Here is a 14,340-nt window from a genome sequence, read left to right as displayed (position 1 = left end):
AACAAGGGGACCCAGCCATGGCCACCGAAAACGCCGTCAGCGCGGAAGAGATCAAGGTCAACGCCGCCAAGATGCAGATTTCCACCACCGATGTCGCCATCGACATCGTCGCCATGCACAAATGGTACGGCGAGTTCCATGTGCTGAAGGACATCAACCTGAAAGTGATGCGCGGCGAGCGCATCGTCATTTGCGGCCCGTCCGGCTCCGGCAAGTCGACCATGATCCGCTGCATCAACCGGCTGGAGGAGCATCAGAAGGGCAAGATCATCGTCGACGGCAAGGAACTCACCAACGATCTCAAGAAGATCGACGAGGTGCGCCGCGAGGTCGGCATGGTGTTCCAGCACTTCAACCTGTTCCCGCATCTGACCATCCTGGAGAACTGCACACTGGCGCCGATCTGGGTGCGCAAGACGCCGAAGAAGCAGGCCGAGGAAATCGCCATGCATTTCCTCAAGCGTGTCAAGATTCCCGAGCAGGCCAACAAATATCCGGGCCAGCTTTCCGGCGGCCAGCAGCAGCGCGTGGCGATCGCACGCTCGCTGTGCATGAACCCGCGCATCATGCTGTTCGACGAGCCGACCTCGGCGCTCGACCCTGAAATGATCAAGGAAGTGCTGGAGACCATGGTGGGGCTGGCCGAAGAGGGCATGACCATGCTGTGCGTCACTCACGAGATGGGTTTTGCGCGAAAAGTCGCCAACCGGGTGATCTTCATGGATCAGGGCCAGATCGTCGAGCAGAACACGCCGGCCGAGTTCTTCGACCATCCGCGCCACGAACGCACGAAACTGTTCCTGTCGCAGATTCTGCACTGAGCGCTTCACGCCAACTCGAGAAAGCCCGGCCACGCCACGGCCGGGCTTTTTAGCGTCTGGCCGATCGGATATTGATCTTCTCCATTGAGCCGCGACGAATCGCGAAGCTGCACCGATGAAAAAACTCCTGCGTTTCCTGGTCATGCTGGTTGCCGCAGTGGTGCTCGCCGTGTCGCTCGGCACGCTGGTGCCGCGGCCGCTCTGGCCCACGGCTGCCGCAGGCGAGGGCACGCGGCGCATATTGGTGCTGAAGAACCCGATCCACACCGACATCGCCATTCCGGTGGATGACGGGATGCGCCGGCGCTTCCGTTTTCTTGCCGATGCCGGCCTGCCTTCAGACGCCCCCGAAGTGCGCTACCTCGTCTTCGGCTGGGGCGGGCGCGCCTTCTACCTGGAAACGCCGACATGGTCGCAAGTGAAGGCGCTGCCGGTATTCAAGGCGCTGACACTCGACGCCTCGGTGATGCATGTCGACGTCGCCGGCGATATCTCCGAGCCGCGCCCCGATGTCGCCGGCTTCGACGTCGGCAACGACCATTTTGCCGCGTTGCTCGACTTTGTCGAAGCGAGTTTCCAGCAGGGACCGAGCGGCCCGATCGTCATCGACAATGCCGCCTATTCCAATTTCGACCGCTTTTATGAGGCCAATGGCCGTTTCAACGCGCTGATCGGCTGCAATACCTGGACTGCGGCCGCACTGCGCACCGCCGGCCTGCGCACCGGCTGGTGGAATCCGCTGCCGGCATCGCTTGGGTTGTCGATGCGGCTGTATAATTAGCTTTGCCGCATCTCCTTTTAGCGACGGATGACCTGCTGCTGTTCCCAGCCGTAGAGCCAGTCCAAATCCGCCGCGAGCTTCTCTCCTGGCCGAGTCGCCAGGACCAGATTGCGCGCCAATGCCACCGGTCCCCGGGCGTGCCAGGCGAGGCGGTTCAGCGCGCCGCGTTTCAGCACCTTTTCGATGCGCGGTCGTCTTAGGTGCTCCCAGATGGTGAGGCTTTGTGTCAGGTCACCGGGGAAGTCGGCGAGGAGGTTGGCAAGCGTCGCGGCGTCCTCGATTGCCATGGCGGCACCTTGCGCCGCGAACGGCGTCATTGCGTGTGCGGCGTCGCCGATCAGCGCGATGCCGGCTGGCATTGTCCAAGGCTGTCTCTGTTCGACGGTATGCAGCGGCCAGGTCAGCCACGGGCCGGCTATTTCCACCAGCTTCACGAGTCCTGGCGCGGTGCCGCGCATGGCGGCGGCGAGTATGCCGGGATCGGCATGGCCGGACCAGCCCTCGGTAATGCGCTCGCCTTTGGTGAAGGCGACGAGGTTGAATGCGTCGCCCTTACTGACGGGATAGACGACCATGTGGAAACCCGTATGCAGGAAAGTCGTGACGCAATCGGCTGCACCGATCGCGGCGAAGGCCCGCCCGGCGCTGCTGTCTGCCGCGACGGTGGTGCGCCAGGCCAACTCTCCCGAAAAACGGCTTCTTGGCGATGCCATCCTTTGTGCATCGACAAGCTCGCGCACCGACGACCAGACGCCATCGGCGCCGACCAGCAAGGAGCCTTGTTCCTCCGCCGTATTGCCACCGATCTCGACGGTCGCCGTGACACCATGGCTGCCAGTCGCAATTCTTTGGACGCGCGCCCCGACGGTGAGATGGATATCAGGTATCTCGGCAACCCGTGCCATCAACGCGCTCTGCACATCGGCCCGGTGGGCGACGAGATAGGGCGCGCCCCAGCGGCTCTCGCCGGCTTCCCCTAGCGGCACGCGCGCCAGTTGGCGCAACGTCCTTGCGTCCTTCAATACCACGGCCTCCGGCCTTACCACCGCCGACAGCAGTCGGTCGAGCACGCCGAGTTGACGAAGGATGCGTGTCGCATTGGGAGAGAGCTGGATGCCCGCGCCGACCGCTTCAAGGCGCTGCGCCTGCTCGAACACCTGCACGGGATAACCGCGTTCGGCGAAGGCAACCGCCGCGGTCAGTCCGGCAATGCCAGCTCCGGCGATGACGACTTGCCGGGAGCGCGTGTCGTCCATCCGGTTTGCCGCGAAAGGCTTCAGGCAGCCTGGTCGATGTAGAGGCAGCCCGTGGGCAGGGTTTCCGTCGCCTTCAGCTTCGGCGAATAGCGGTAGAGGGTCGAGCAGTAGGGGCAGACTTTCTCATTGTCGTCGCCCATGTCGAGAAACACATGCGGATGATCGAAAGGCGGGTTGGCGCCCGTGCACATGAATTCCTTGACCCCGATGTCGATTGCCGGATGGCCCGCATCGTTCTGGAAATGGGGAATGGAACCGCCTGCCATCGTCGTCTCCTTAACGCAGTCTCTCTGCATCTGGATCATATCAAGCCTCTTTGCAAGTTCGATGAAATCAAACTGTCGCAAAAGCCTGTCAGAGAACTGTCGCAAAAGCCTGCCACAGGATAAGTTAAGCCGGTTGACCGGCCAGGGCGGGCGAAAGAGCGGGAATCATGAACGAATTGAAGCCGGTACAGAGCGAATTCAACAACGTCACGGCAGCGAGCCCGGAAGGCAATCCGGACCGTTTCGTCAACCGCGAGTTCTCCTGGCTGCAGTTCAATCGCCGCGTTCTCGAAGAATCGCTGAACACCCATCACCCGCTGCTGGAGCGCGTCCGCTTCCTGTCGATCTCGGCCGCCAATCTCGACGAGTTCTTCATGGTGCGCGTCGCCGGCCTTGCCGGCCAGGTGCGCGAGGGCATCGTGCTGAAGAGCCCGGACGGACGCACCCCCGAACAGCAGCTCGAACAATTGCTGCGTGAAGTCGAGCGGCTGCAGGAAGACCAGCAGAAGAGCCTTTCGGCACTCGCGGTTCTGCTCAACAAGGAAGGCATCGAGAGCATCACCCGCGATGCGCTGACCAAGGACGAAAAGGTCTGGCTGGAAGAGCATTTCCAGGACCAGGTGTTTCCGGTGCTCACCCCGCTGTCGATCGACCCGGCGCATCCGTTCCCGTTCATTCCCAATCTCGGCTTCTCCATGGCGCTGCAGCTTCGCCACCGCAAGAATGGCGAGGAGATGAGCGCATTGCTGCGCCTGCCGGTGGCGCTGAAGCGCTTTATCCGCCTTCCGGACCGCAAGAACCATGTCCGCTTCATTCCGCTGGAGGAGGCGGTCGGCCTTTACATCGGCAAGCTGTTCCCCGGCTACGAGGTCAAGGGCTCCGGCACGTTCCGTATCATCCGCGACAGCGATATCGAGGTCGAAGAGGAGTCGGAAGACCTTGTGCGGCTGTTCGAAACGGCGCTGAAGCGTCGCCGCCGCGGTTCGGTTATCCGCATCGAGTTCGACATGCTGATGCCGGGGGAATTGCGCGATTTCGTCGCCGGCGAGCTTGGTGTCTCGTCGAGCCGCATCAGCGTGCTCACCGGGCCGCTGGCGCTCAGCCAGATCTCCGAGATCGTCTCCGTTCCCCGCGACGACCTGAAGTTCACGCCCTACAACCCACGCTTTCCCGAACGCATCCGCGAGCATGGCGGCGACTGTTTTGCCGCCATCCGCGAGAAAGACATCGTCGTTCATCATCCCTACGAGTCGTTCGACGTGGTGGTGCAGTTCCTGCGCCAGGCAATGGCCGACCCCGAAGTGGTGGCGATCAAGCAGACGCTCTATCGCACCTCCAACGACAGCCCGATCGTGCGTGCGCTGGTCGACGCGGCCGAGGCTGGCAAGTCGGTGACGGCGCTGGTCGAGCTCAAGGCGCGTTTCGACGAGGAAGCCAACATCCGCTGGGCGCGCGATCTCGAACGCGCCGGCGTGCAGGTCGTGTTCGGTTTCCTCGAACTCAAGACCCATGCCAAGATGTCGCTGGTGGTGCGGCGCGAGGACGGCAAGCTGCGCAACTACGTCCATCTCGGCACCGGCAACTACCATCCGGTGACGGCGCGCATCTACACCGACCTGTCCTTCTTCACCACCGATCCGACGATTGCCCGCGACGTCGCCCAATTGTTCAATTTCATCACCGGCTATGCCGAGCCGACCGCCGAAATGCGGCTGGCGATCTCGCCCTTCACGCTGAGGAACCGCATCCTCCAGCACATTTCAGCCGAGATCACCCATGCGTTGGAGGGACGGCCGGCGCGCATCTGGATGAAGATGAACGCGCTCGTCGACCCTATCATCATCGATGCGCTCTACGATGCCAGCCGTGCCGGTGTGGAAATCGACCTCGTCGTGCGCGGCATATGCTGTCTGCGGCCGCAGGTGCCGGGTCTGTCGGAGAACATCAGGGTCAAGTCGATCGTCGGCCGGTTCCTCGAGCACAGCCGTATCTATTGCTTCGGCAACGGCCATGGCCTTCCCTCGGACGAGGCGATTGTCTACATCTCCTCGGCCGACCTGATGCCGCGCAATCTCGACCGCCGCGTCGAGACCATGGTGCCGATCACCAATCCAACTGTGCATGAACAGATTCTGGGCCAGATCATGCTGGGCAACATCATGGACAATCAGCAAAGTTTCGACGTATTGGCTGATGGAACCTCCCGGCGCGTGGTGCTGGAGGAGGGCGAGGAACCGTTCAACGCGCAGGAATATTTCATGACCAATCCGAGCCTGTCGGGACGCGGTGACGCGCTGAAATCGCATGCGCCCAAGCGAATCGCGCAGTTCAAGCGCCGCAAGAAGAACGCCACCACCTGATGCTGTTCAATTCCCAGGGCCGGCTGCAGGACCGCCGACCGCTGTCCATCATCGACATCGGATCCAATTCGATCCGTCTTGTCGTCTATGAGGGGCTGGCGCGTTCGCCGACCGTGCTGTTCAACGAAAAGATGCTGGCCGGCCTCGGCCGCGGCATCGTCTCGACAGGGAAGCTCGACCCCGAAGGGGTGGCGCGTTCGATGGAGGAGTTTCGCCGTTTCCGCGCGCTCTCCGACCAGGCCGGTGCCGAACACATGTACGTGCTGGCAACCGCCGCCGCCCGTGAGGCGATCAACGGTCCCGATTTCATCCATCGCGCCGAGGAGGTGCTCAAGACCGAGATCCGCGTGCTCTCCGGCCGCCAGGAAGCGCATTATTCCGCGCTCGGCGTCATCTCAGGTTTTCATCCGGCCAACGGTATTGCCGGCGACCTTGGCGGCGGCAGCCTGGAACTGATCGACATCGATGGCGAGGCGATCGGCGACGGCATCACGCTGCCGCTCGGCGGCCTGCGCCTGCAGGATATGGCGAAGAACTCGCTCGTCCAGGCGCAGAAGATCGCGCGCCAGGAATTGGCCCGGGCCAAGCTCTTGAAGGGCGCGCAGGGCAGGACTTTCTACGCCGTCGGCGGCACCTGGCGAAACCTCGCCAGGCTGCACATGGAGATGAACAACTACCCGCTCGGCGTCATGCACCACTACGAGATATCGGCCGACAGTGCCCAAACCTTCCTCAAGCAGGTGGCCAGGGGCGAGGTCGAAAAGGTGAGGGGTATCGAGGGCGTCTCCAAGAACCGCCGCTCGCTGCTGCCATACGGCGCGCTCGTGCTGCAGGAAATCATGACGGCGATGCAACCGTCCAGGATCGTCGTTTCGGCGCAAGGCGTGCGCGAAGGCTTTCTCTATTCACTGCTCGAGGCGGCCGAGCAGAAGGCCGATCCGCTGATCTCGGCCGCCGAGGAGCTTGCGCTTTTGCGCTCGCGTTCGGTCCACCACGCGCATGATCTGGTCGAATGGACCGGCAAGGCCTTCAAGGCTTTCGGCATCGACGAGACGGAAGACGAAGCGCGCTATCGCCATGCCGCCTGCCTGCTTGCCGATATCGGCTGGCGCGCTCATCCGGAATATCGCGGCAAGCAGTCGCTCAACATCATCGCGCATGCGTCCTTCATCGGCGTCGATCATCCCGGCCGCGCCTACCTGGCGCTTACCAACGCCTACCGTCATGACGGCGTCTTCAATGAATTGGTGGCGCCCGAAATCAAGGCGCTGGCGCCGCCGCGCCTGTTGGAGCGCGCGCGCGTGCTGGCGGCGATGATGCGCGTCGTCTACCTGCTGACGGCCGCGATGCCCGGCATCATGCCGAGGCTGAAATGGGAAAGCCGCGCCAACGGCGTGCTGGCGCTGGTGCTGCCGGCTTCGCTTTCCGATCTCTACGGCGAGCGGCCGGCCGGCCGGCTGGCGCAACTGGCACGCGTCACCAATCGCCGTCTGGTGCTGGCGGTCGAGGGCGGCCAGAGCGTGTCGGTCAAATAGTCAAGTCGCGTCGGCGCCTATGCCGAAGCCTCGCCCGTCGGCCGACCATGCGCCGGCGCCAACCATGGCAAGCGCCAGGAAACCGCCCGATATCGCGATATCCTTCATCAGCATCTGCTGGTGCAGGAAAGCGAGCGTCGCATCACCGGCGCCTTGGCCATAGTGGCCGATATAGCCGGCCGCAATGCAGAAGGCGGCCAGCAGCAGCGCGACGATCCTCGTCTGGAACCCAACGAGGATCAGCAGTCCCGCGATCAGCTCAAAAAGGCCGGTGCCCCAGGCGGCGAGCGCCGGCAGCGGCAGGCCAAGACCGGAGAAATAGCTGGTGGTCCCAGCAATATTGGCGAGCGCCTGGAAGCCGGACGGCACGAACAGCACGGCAAACAGCAGCCGCGAAACCATAAGCAATGCATTGCGACCCATGGCACCCTCCCTTGCCGGCACGGTCACCGGCGACCATTGCAGTCTACGCCTGTGATCACACAACGAAAAAGCGGCGCGGAAAATTCCGCGCCGCTTGTTTCGGGTCCTTGGGAGGGGAAAGCGTCAGCCGCGCTTGGCGTCGATCGAATAGGCGCCGGCGCCCGAGGAGGCGAGCAGGATGAAGCCGCCGGTGATGGCGAGGTTCTTGAGGAACTGGATCATCTGCATCTGGTCGGCCCAGCCGGTGTGGGCGACCAGCCCGGTTGCGATCGTGAAGATCGCGAGCACCCAGGCGGCGATTCTGGTCTGGAAACCGACGAGGACGGCAAGGCCGCCAAGCAGCTCGATCAGGCCGACGATGACGGCCGTCGCCGTCGGTGCCGGCAGGCCGAGGCCGCCGAAATAGGCGGCGGTGCCGGAAATGGCTGACAGCTTGCCGAATCCGGAAAGCAGGAAAATGACTGCGAGCAGGATACGGCCGAGAAGGATGGTGACAGAACTGTTGGACGCGGTGCCGGCGCCGGCGGCGGAAGTGTTGATGGACATGGTGGCTCTCCGAATGGGTTGAATGACCACTCACATAGACGATGCCGACTGTTCACCAAAGTCGGCTATGCGGCGACACATTGTTCACAGGAAGGATGTTTTCGGGATTGGCGGCCGCGCGCGAAAATCGTGTCGCGGGATTGGGTTGGAGAAGTAAATTGTGCTGCCGCAAAACGGGATCCTCGGTTCCGAAGTTTGCGAGCACTTGCTTCGGAGATTAGCCGAGACGCTCGTGACGTCGTCATCCACGGGCGAAGCAAGGAGCGAAGCGACGCGCGCAGACCCGAGGATCCATGCCGCGACCTCAAAACAGTCGCAAGCGGTGGAGGATCTACACCGTTGTGCCCTTCGACTGGAGTAGCGGCATGGATTCCAGGGTCTTCGCGACGGAGCTTCGCTCCTGCATCGCCCTGGAATGACGACCTCTTGGGCCTGTCCGCAGGGACCTACCCCGGATGGGTCATGTCCTCCGGCCGCACCAGACGGTCATAGTCGGCCTCGCTGACCAGTCCGGTTGCCAGCGCTTCCTCGCGCAGCGTCGTGCCTTTCTTGTGCGCGGTCTTGGCGATCTTGGCCGCGTTGTCGTAGCCGATGGTGGGCGCAAGCGCAGTCACCAGCATCAGCGAACGGTCGAGGGCCGCCTTGATGTTGTCCTCTCGCGCCTCGATGCCGACGACGCAATTGTCGGTGAAGGAGACCGAAGCGTCGGCCAGCAGTTGCACCGACTGCAGGAAATTATAGGCCATCAGCGGATTGTAGACATTGAGCTCGAAATGGCCCTGGCTGCCGGCGAAGGTCAGCGCGGCATTGTTACCGAACACCTGCACGCAGACCTGCGTCAGCGCTTCGCACTGGGTCGGGTTGACCTTGCCCGGCATGATCGAGGAGCCAGGTTCGTTTTCCGGCAGCGACAATTCACCGAGGCCCGAGCGCGGGCCGGAGCCAAGGAAACGGATGTCGTTGGCGATCTTGAACAGTGCCGCGGCCGCCGCATTGATGGCGCCGTGCGAGAAAACCATGGAATCGTGGGCGGCGAGCGCTTCGAACTTGTTCGGCGCGGTGACGAAGGCGATCCCTGATATGGCGGCGATACGATCGGCCACCCGCTCGGCGAAACCGACCGGCGCGTTGAGGCCTGTACCCACGGCGGTGCCGCCTTGCGCCAGTTCCTGCAGGCCGGGCAGCGTCAATTCGATGCGCTTGATCGACGAGGCGACCTGCGCCGCGTAGCCGGAGAATTCCTGGCCGAGGGTAAGGGGGGTGGCATCCTGCGTGTGGGTGCGGCCGATCTTGATGATGTGATTGAAGTCCCGGCTCTTGGCGGCGAGCGCCTTGTGCAGGTGCTTCAGCGCCGGCAAGAGGTCGTGCACGATGCGCTCGGCGCAGGCAATGTGCATGGCCGTCGGGTAGGTGTCGTTCGACGACTGGCTCATATTGACGTGGTCGTTCGGGTGCACCGGCTTCTTCGAGCCCATGACGCCGCCCAGCATTTCGATCGCGCGGTTCGAGATCACCTCGTTGGCGTTCATGTTGGACTGCGTGCCCGAGCCGGTCTGCCAGACCACCAGCGGGAAATGATCGTTGAGCTTGCCGTCGATGACCTCTTGCGCGGCCTCGATGATCGCCTTGCCGATGGCCGGATCGAGCCGCTTGAGTTCCATATTGGCTTCCGCCGCCGCCCGCTTGACGATACCCAGCGCGCGCACGATCGAAGCCGGCTGCTTTTCCCAACCGATCTTGAAGTTTCCCAGGGAACGCTGGGCCTGCGCGCCCCAATACCGGTCGGCGGCAACCTCGATGGGGCCGAACGTATCGGTTTCAGTTCTGGTCTTTTCAGCGCTCACGGGAAATCTCCGGTCTGTCGATTTGCGCAAGGGCGTATCGCGTTGCACAAATGGCTTCAAGCGGAGAATGACGCGGGTGCGGATGCAAATCGGTTGAAGGAAAGGTCAATCTCCCCCCTCGTGGGGGAGATGCCCGGCAGGGCAGAGGGGGGCGCGAAGGATCGCGGCGTCTGGAAGATGAGATAACGGACACGGCGGCCCGGGATTGCGCATCGACAATCCGTTCCGCGACCTTCGAACAGGAGCGGAAGGCTGGCGGGACAGCGCCCCCCTCTGGCCTGTCCTCACCCTGCCGTATAGCCGCCGTCGATGGCAAAGATCGCGCCGCTGGTCCAGGCGGCCTCGTCGCTGGCAAGATAGACCGCCATCCCGGCGAGGTCGTCAGGGCGGCCGATGCGGCCCAGCGGATAGCTGCGCTCGACATAGGCTTTCAGCTCCGCCTTTGCCTCGACCGGCAGGTTGTCGACGGTCTTGCGCCGCATGGCCGTGTCGACCGTGCCGGGCGCGATGGCGTTGACGCGGATGCCGCGCGGGCCAAGTTCGAAGGCGAGCGATTTGGTCAGCGAATTCAGCGCGCCCTTGGACAGGGAGTAGAGGCTGGACGGACGCTTCGGGATCATCTTGTCGGCGAAGTAGGACGAGATGTTGATGACGGATGCGCCGGTGCCGAAATGCTGCAGCAGCCCCTGTGTGAGGAAGAAGGCCGCCGACACATTGAGCGCGAAGGAGTGCTGGAACTGCGCCTCGCTGACGGTCTCGAATGGCACGAGATAGGCAACACCGGCATTGTTGACGAGAACGTCGAGCGGCCGGCCGGAAGCTTTCGCGTGCTCGACCGCCGCTGCTATGCCGGGGCTGGTGGCGAGATCGGCCGACAATGTCTCAACGGTGCCGACCGGGCCGGAAGCCGTCAGCTTCTGGCGAGCGGCTTCGAGCTTGCCCGCGTCGCGGCCGACGATCAGCACATCGGCGCCCTCGCGCAGGAATGCCTCGGCGATCGCCAGGCCGATGCCGTCCGATCCACCGGTGATCAACGCCCGCTTGCCGTGAAGCCTCATCGCTCACCTCACCATGTGCTTGGCATCAAACAGAGGGATCGCACCGCATGTGCGCGACGGGGTCAAGCCATCAGGCTATCCCAGGGTATGAACTTCGGCAGCCGACTGCTCACGCGCGGGCGGTCGAGCGATCCCGAGTGGCCAGCCGCGCGGCGACATAGTTCTTAACCTGCCGGATCGCCTGTTCGCGCGAGACGCTGCCTGGCTGCAGGCCGAGGCGAAGCCAAAGTCCGCCGATCAAGGCCGTGACGCCAAGCGCGATGTCGTCGGCCTCGCTGGGTGAGGCGAGGCCGCGCAGGCCGGACAACAGGTTCGAGCGCATGCGCCCGTGGATCACCTTCTGGATGCGCGCCAGCTTTTCATCGCGCGGCACCTCGGCGCAGAGCGAAAGCCAGGCATGGCAAAGAGGCGGCAGGAAGAGATGCTCCTCGAAATTGCCCTCGATCACCGCATCCAGGCGTTCCATCGACGTCCGTGCCTGGCGAAGCCTTGCGACCACCGCGTCGCCCAGGACCGCGTTGGCCTCGCGCATGGCGTGCTCGAACAGTTCCTGCTTGTTGCGGAAGTAGTGCAGCACGATGCCTTTGGAGGCACCGGCCTGGGCGGCGACCTTTTCCAGCGTGGCCCCAGCAATGCCTTCGCGCTCCAGAACCGCGAAGGCCGCCTGCCGCAATTCCTTGCGGCGTATGTCGCCGAGGCGCTTCAGTTTCACGGGATCGTTCCATGCATCACGAATCCACGTTGACATTTTCGTCCCGCGAGATCAATCATTGACCAGTGGGACAATAAAAAGACCGATTGGTCAATTTGAGCAATGAGGAGAACGGAATGTTGCGCATCCTTGCAAACGGAGCCTGTCTTGCCGCGCTGGCCCTGGCCTCGCAGGCGGCCCAGGCGGTGGACGCCGAGCAATGCCGCGTGGTCCGCATGGCCGAGCCCGGCTGGAACGATCTCGCTTTCACCACGGGTGTGGGCAATGTGCTTCTGCAAGCGCTGGGCTATCAGCCACAGAGCGAGGTGCTCGGCATCAACGTCATCTACGAAGGCATGAAGAACCGCGATCTCGACCTGTTCCTGGGCTACTGGGACCCGGCGATGGTCACCTACTACGAGCCTTACAAGAAGGACGGCTCGATCGAGAATGTGCGCGTCAATCTCGTCGGCGCCAAATACACGTTTGCCGTACCGACCTATGTCTGGGAGGCGGGGGTCAAGGACGTCTCCGACCTGCACAAGTTCGCCGACAAGTTCGGCAAGAAGATGTACGGCATCGAGCCCGGCTCCAACCAGCTGATGATGGATGCCATCGCCGATCCGGCTTTTGGCCTCGATGGCTGGCACGTGGTCGAGTCCAGCGAAGCCGGCATGCTGTCGGAGGTCGGCTACGAGATCAAGGAGAAGCAGTTCATCGTCTTCCAGGGTTGGGCGCCGCATCCCATGAACACCATGTACGACTTCAAGTATCTGACCGGCGGCGACAAATTCTTCGGCCCGAATTTCGGCGCCGCGACGGTGACGACGCAGGTCCGCAAGGGCTACCTGCAGGAATGTCCGAACGTGGCGCGGCTCCTCGGAAATCTCGTCTTCGACATCGACTTCGAGAATGTCGGCATGGGCTACCTCATCAATGACGGCATGAAGCCGGAGGACGGGGCGCTGAAGGCGATCACGCTGAACAAGAACCGCCTCGATGCCTGGCTCGCCGGTGTCACCACTTTCGATGGCAAGCCTGGTCTTGCCGCCGTCAAGGAAAAGCTCGGCCTGTGAGACTGCCGGACGCCTTGCCCGTTGCCGAGGTGGAACAGGACGCCTGGGCCGCCCGCAAGCAATGGGTCCACACGGGCGATCTCGACATCGCCTATGTCGAGATCGCCGGCGCCGGGCCGCCGCTGTTGCTGATTCATGGTTTCACGGACACCAGCCGCAGCTTTTCACTGCTGGCGCCGCATCTGGCCGGCCGCCGGCTGATCATGCCCGACTTGCGTGGCCATGGTGCCTCGCAAGCGGGCGACGGCTGCCGCGTCGCGGATTTCGCCGAGGACATCGCCGGGTTGATCCGGCACCTGCGGCTGGAAAGGCCTGTCGTCGTCGGTCATTCCCTGGGCGGCATGGTGGCGATTGCGTTGGCCGCTTGGCATCCGGGCCTGATCGGTGGCCTGGTCGTGCTGGCCAGCGCGTTGAAGCCCGGCTTCACGCCGGACCATCCATTGCCGGCCGGCATCCGGGCCTTGCGCGACCCGATATCGGCAACCGATCCGTTCTTTGCCTGGTGGCATGCATGTGGGGCCTCGGTACCGCAGCCGTTTCTCGCCGGCCTGGCGAAGGAAGCTTCCGCCATGCCGGCGGCCCGCTGGCGCGGCATTCTCGATGAAGTCCGCATGACCGACCTGGCAGCCGAGGCACGGGCGGTGCGGGTCCGGACGCTGATCATCGCCGGTGCCCGCGACCCGCTTTTCGGCGAGGCGCACCAGCAGGCTTTGGCCGAGGCGCTGACCGGATCCCGTCTCGTGTGGGCGCAAAATTGCGGTCACAATCCGCACTGGGAGGACCCGGCCTTTGTCGCCTCGGCGATCGCGGAAATGTTGACCGGCCGCTGATCATCTCAACAGCGATCGGGCCGTGGGCACCAGCCACAACGTCTCTGCCGGCTTTGTGCCGACGGCTTGCATGCTCTGAATGAGCGCCCGCCACGCCGACGAAGCGGCGAGGCTATGGTTGGCATGGGCATCGGCGTCGTGGAAGCCGGTAACGGCGACGAAGACGTTTTCTCCGGCGCGCACGGGAAGCCGCGGGAACGTGTTTGCGGCCGGCTCCGTCACGAAGGCGCCGAGCAGACGCGCGCCGGTTTGGGCAAGCCGCGCAACCATCTCCGCCCGGAAGCGCCCGGCGACATCGGCCCCGGTGCCCGGCCGCAAATGATGAATCGAAATCTCAACCAGACCGGGCAACCCATTCCGATCGCTTGTGCTTTTGGCCGCCGATGGCCGGCGCAGCCCCGACAGATCGAAGCCGGCATCCGGCCACGCCGGTCGCAGCAGCAACACATCGTCGGAATCGATCATCGTCGCACTGGCGGCATCGCGGTGTGCGGCCCATACAGGGCCGTCATAGAACGCGCCCAGAGCGTCCTTGCGGGCATCCATGCTGTCGAAGCCGCGCATCCAGACGAACATGTCGGGGCGGTCCAGGTCACGGAATTGGCCGATGATGGTCATCCCCGCGTCTTCCTGGTTTTCGATGAACTCCGTGTCGAAGATCTCGATCAACGTTTCGCGCCGGCCGGGCTTCAACGTGTACTGGCGCAATTCGACGATCGGCGAGGCGAGCGCCACCGGCTTCGGCGTGGCATTCGGGGTCGGGTTCATCCGGCGTTCTCCAAACAGGTTGATCACCCTGTTTATAAACAGACCGGTTGCCCTGTTTTGTCAACATGCTATCCTTCGAGAATGT

General features: G+C 63.4%; 14 protein-coding genes. 6 read left to right on the top strand and 8 right to left on the bottom strand.

From position 1 onward, the window contains the following. Positions 1–17 precede the first annotated feature (17 nt). Together EN845_RS03285 and EN845_RS03280 are read left to right on the top strand one after the other, a co-directional pair. Positions 18–821, top strand: coding sequence for an amino acid ABC transporter ATP-binding protein (locus tag EN845_RS03285; protein WP_127277334.1), 804 nt, complete (start codon positions 18–20; stop codon positions 819–821). A 115-nt stretch (positions 822–936) separates the two neighbouring features. Next, on the top strand, positions 937–1,602 hold the full coding sequence (locus tag EN845_RS03280; RefSeq protein ID WP_127871482.1) for a TIGR02117 family protein: 666 nt from the start codon (positions 937–939) through the stop codon (positions 1,600–1,602). A gap of 17 nt (positions 1,603–1,619) precedes the next feature. Here EN845_RS03280 and EN845_RS03275 read toward each other — a convergent pair whose 3' ends face one another. Both EN845_RS03275 and EN845_RS03270 read right to left on the bottom strand, forming a co-directional pair. Then, positions 1,620–2,858 carry an FAD-dependent monooxygenase gene (locus EN845_RS03275; protein ID WP_127871483.1) on the bottom strand — a complete coding sequence of 413 codons (1,239 nt, stop codon included), beginning with the start codon at positions 2,856–2,858 and terminating at the stop codon, positions 1,620–1,622. A 20-nt stretch (positions 2,859–2,878) separates the two neighbouring features. Then, a complete protein-coding gene (locus tag EN845_RS03270; protein WP_127871484.1) occupies positions 2,879–3,124 on the bottom strand; it encodes a zinc-finger domain-containing protein in 246 nt (81 codons plus the stop codon). Between the two features lie 167 nt (positions 3,125–3,291). Between EN845_RS03270 and EN845_RS03265 the strand changes: the two genes are divergently transcribed. Together EN845_RS03265 and ppx are read left to right on the top strand one after the other, a co-directional pair. Beyond that, positions 3,292–5,484, top strand: coding sequence for an RNA degradosome polyphosphate kinase (locus EN845_RS03265; protein WP_127871485.1), 2,193 nt, complete (start codon positions 3,292–3,294; stop codon positions 5,482–5,484). Continuing rightward, positions 5,484–7,019 (top strand): exopolyphosphatase, encoded by a 1,536-nt coding sequence (gene ppx, locus EN845_RS03260; RefSeq protein WP_127871486.1) that lies wholly within the window; start codon positions 5,484–5,486, stop codon positions 7,017–7,019. The genes EN845_RS03265 and ppx overlap by 1 nt, the downstream gene beginning before the upstream one ends. On the opposite strand, the gene EN845_RS03255 is transcribed toward ppx, so the two are convergent. The 5 genes from EN845_RS03255 to betI form a co-directional block, all read right to left on the bottom strand. Further along, positions 7,020–7,442 (bottom strand): DoxX family protein, encoded by a 423-nt coding sequence (locus EN845_RS03255; RefSeq protein ID WP_127871487.1) that lies wholly within the window; start codon positions 7,440–7,442, stop codon positions 7,020–7,022. 123 nt (positions 7,443–7,565) lie between these two features. Further along, the gene (locus EN845_RS03250; protein ID WP_127871488.1) at positions 7,566–7,988 is read right to left on the bottom strand and encodes a DoxX family protein; all 423 of its coding nucleotides are present in this window, start codon (positions 7,986–7,988) and stop codon (positions 7,566–7,568) included. Positions 7,989–8,434: 446 nt separating this feature from the next. After that, a complete protein-coding gene (gene fumC / locus EN845_RS03245) occupies positions 8,435–9,832 on the bottom strand; it encodes a class II fumarate hydratase (RefSeq protein ID WP_127871489.1) in 1,398 nt (465 codons plus the stop codon). A gap of 284 nt (positions 9,833–10,116) precedes the next feature. Next, on the bottom strand, positions 10,117–10,890 hold the full coding sequence (locus EN845_RS03240; protein ID WP_127871490.1) for an SDR family oxidoreductase: 774 nt from the start codon (positions 10,888–10,890) through the stop codon (positions 10,117–10,119). 109 nt (positions 10,891–10,999) lie between these two features. Further along, positions 11,000–11,638: a transcriptional regulator BetI gene (gene betI / locus EN845_RS03235; RefSeq protein ID WP_127871491.1), complete on the bottom strand. Its 639-nt coding sequence runs from the start codon at positions 11,636–11,638 to the stop codon at positions 11,000–11,002. A gap of 80 nt (positions 11,639–11,718) precedes the next feature. On the opposite strand from betI, the gene choX reads away from it, so the two are divergent. Both choX and EN845_RS03225 read left to right on the top strand, forming a co-directional pair. Beyond that, positions 11,719–12,657 (top strand): choline ABC transporter substrate-binding protein, encoded by a 939-nt coding sequence (gene choX, locus EN845_RS03230; protein ID WP_127871492.1) that lies wholly within the window; start codon positions 11,719–11,721, stop codon positions 12,655–12,657. Beyond that, on the top strand, positions 12,654–13,487 hold the full coding sequence (locus EN845_RS03225; protein ID WP_127871493.1) for an alpha/beta hydrolase: 834 nt from the start codon (positions 12,654–12,656) through the stop codon (positions 13,485–13,487). The genes choX and EN845_RS03225 overlap by 4 nt, the downstream gene beginning before the upstream one ends. Here EN845_RS03225 and EN845_RS03220 read toward each other — a convergent pair whose 3' ends face one another. Next, positions 13,488–14,282: an NIPSNAP family protein gene (locus EN845_RS03220; RefSeq protein WP_348631136.1), complete on the bottom strand. Its 795-nt coding sequence runs from the start codon at positions 14,280–14,282 to the stop codon at positions 13,488–13,490. Between the last annotated feature and the right edge of the window lie 58 nt (positions 14,283–14,340).

This window comes from Mesorhizobium sp. M8A.F.Ca.ET.202.01.1.1 (assembly GCF_004791595.1).
Taxonomy (GTDB): domain Bacteria; phylum Pseudomonadota; class Alphaproteobacteria; order Rhizobiales; family Rhizobiaceae; genus Mesorhizobium.
Note: the sequence above shows the minus strand (reverse complement) of the source record. Positions and strands in the feature narration are given on the sequence as shown.

Excerpts from the sequence above, each read along its gene's own strand:
- EN845_RS03270 (WP_127871484.1), bottom strand. The coding sequence starts at position 3,124 with ATGGCAGGCGGTTCCATTCCCCATTTCCAGAACGATGCGGGCCATCCG.
- choX (WP_127871492.1), top strand. The coding sequence starts at position 11,719 with ATGTTGCGCATCCTTGCAAACGGAGCCTGTCTTGCCGCGCTGGCCCTG.
- EN845_RS03265 (WP_127871485.1), top strand. The coding sequence starts at position 3,292 with ATGAACGAATTGAAGCCGGTACAGAGCGAATTCAACAACGTCACGGCA.
- EN845_RS03250 (WP_127871488.1), bottom strand. The coding sequence starts at position 7,988 with ATGTCCATCAACACTTCCGCCGCCGGCGCCGGCACCGCGTCCAACAGT.
- EN845_RS03275 (WP_127871483.1), bottom strand. The coding sequence starts at position 2,858 with ATGGACGACACGCGCTCCCGGCAAGTCGTCATCGCCGGAGCTGGCATT.
- EN845_RS03280 (WP_127871482.1), top strand. The coding sequence starts at position 937 with ATGAAAAAACTCCTGCGTTTCCTGGTCATGCTGGTTGCCGCAGTGGTG.
- ppx (WP_127871486.1), top strand. The coding sequence starts at position 5,484 with ATGCTGTTCAATTCCCAGGGCCGGCTGCAGGACCGCCGACCGCTGTCC.
- EN845_RS03255 (WP_127871487.1), bottom strand. The coding sequence starts at position 7,442 with ATGGGTCGCAATGCATTGCTTATGGTTTCGCGGCTGCTGTTTGCCGTG.
- EN845_RS03240 (WP_127871490.1), bottom strand. The coding sequence starts at position 10,890 with ATGAGGCTTCACGGCAAGCGGGCGTTGATCACCGGTGGATCGGACGGC.
- EN845_RS03285 (WP_127277334.1), top strand. The coding sequence starts at position 18 with ATGGCCACCGAAAACGCCGTCAGCGCGGAAGAGATCAAGGTCAACGCC.
- betI (WP_127871491.1), bottom strand. The coding sequence starts at position 11,638 with ATGTCAACGTGGATTCGTGATGCATGGAACGATCCCGTGAAACTGAAG.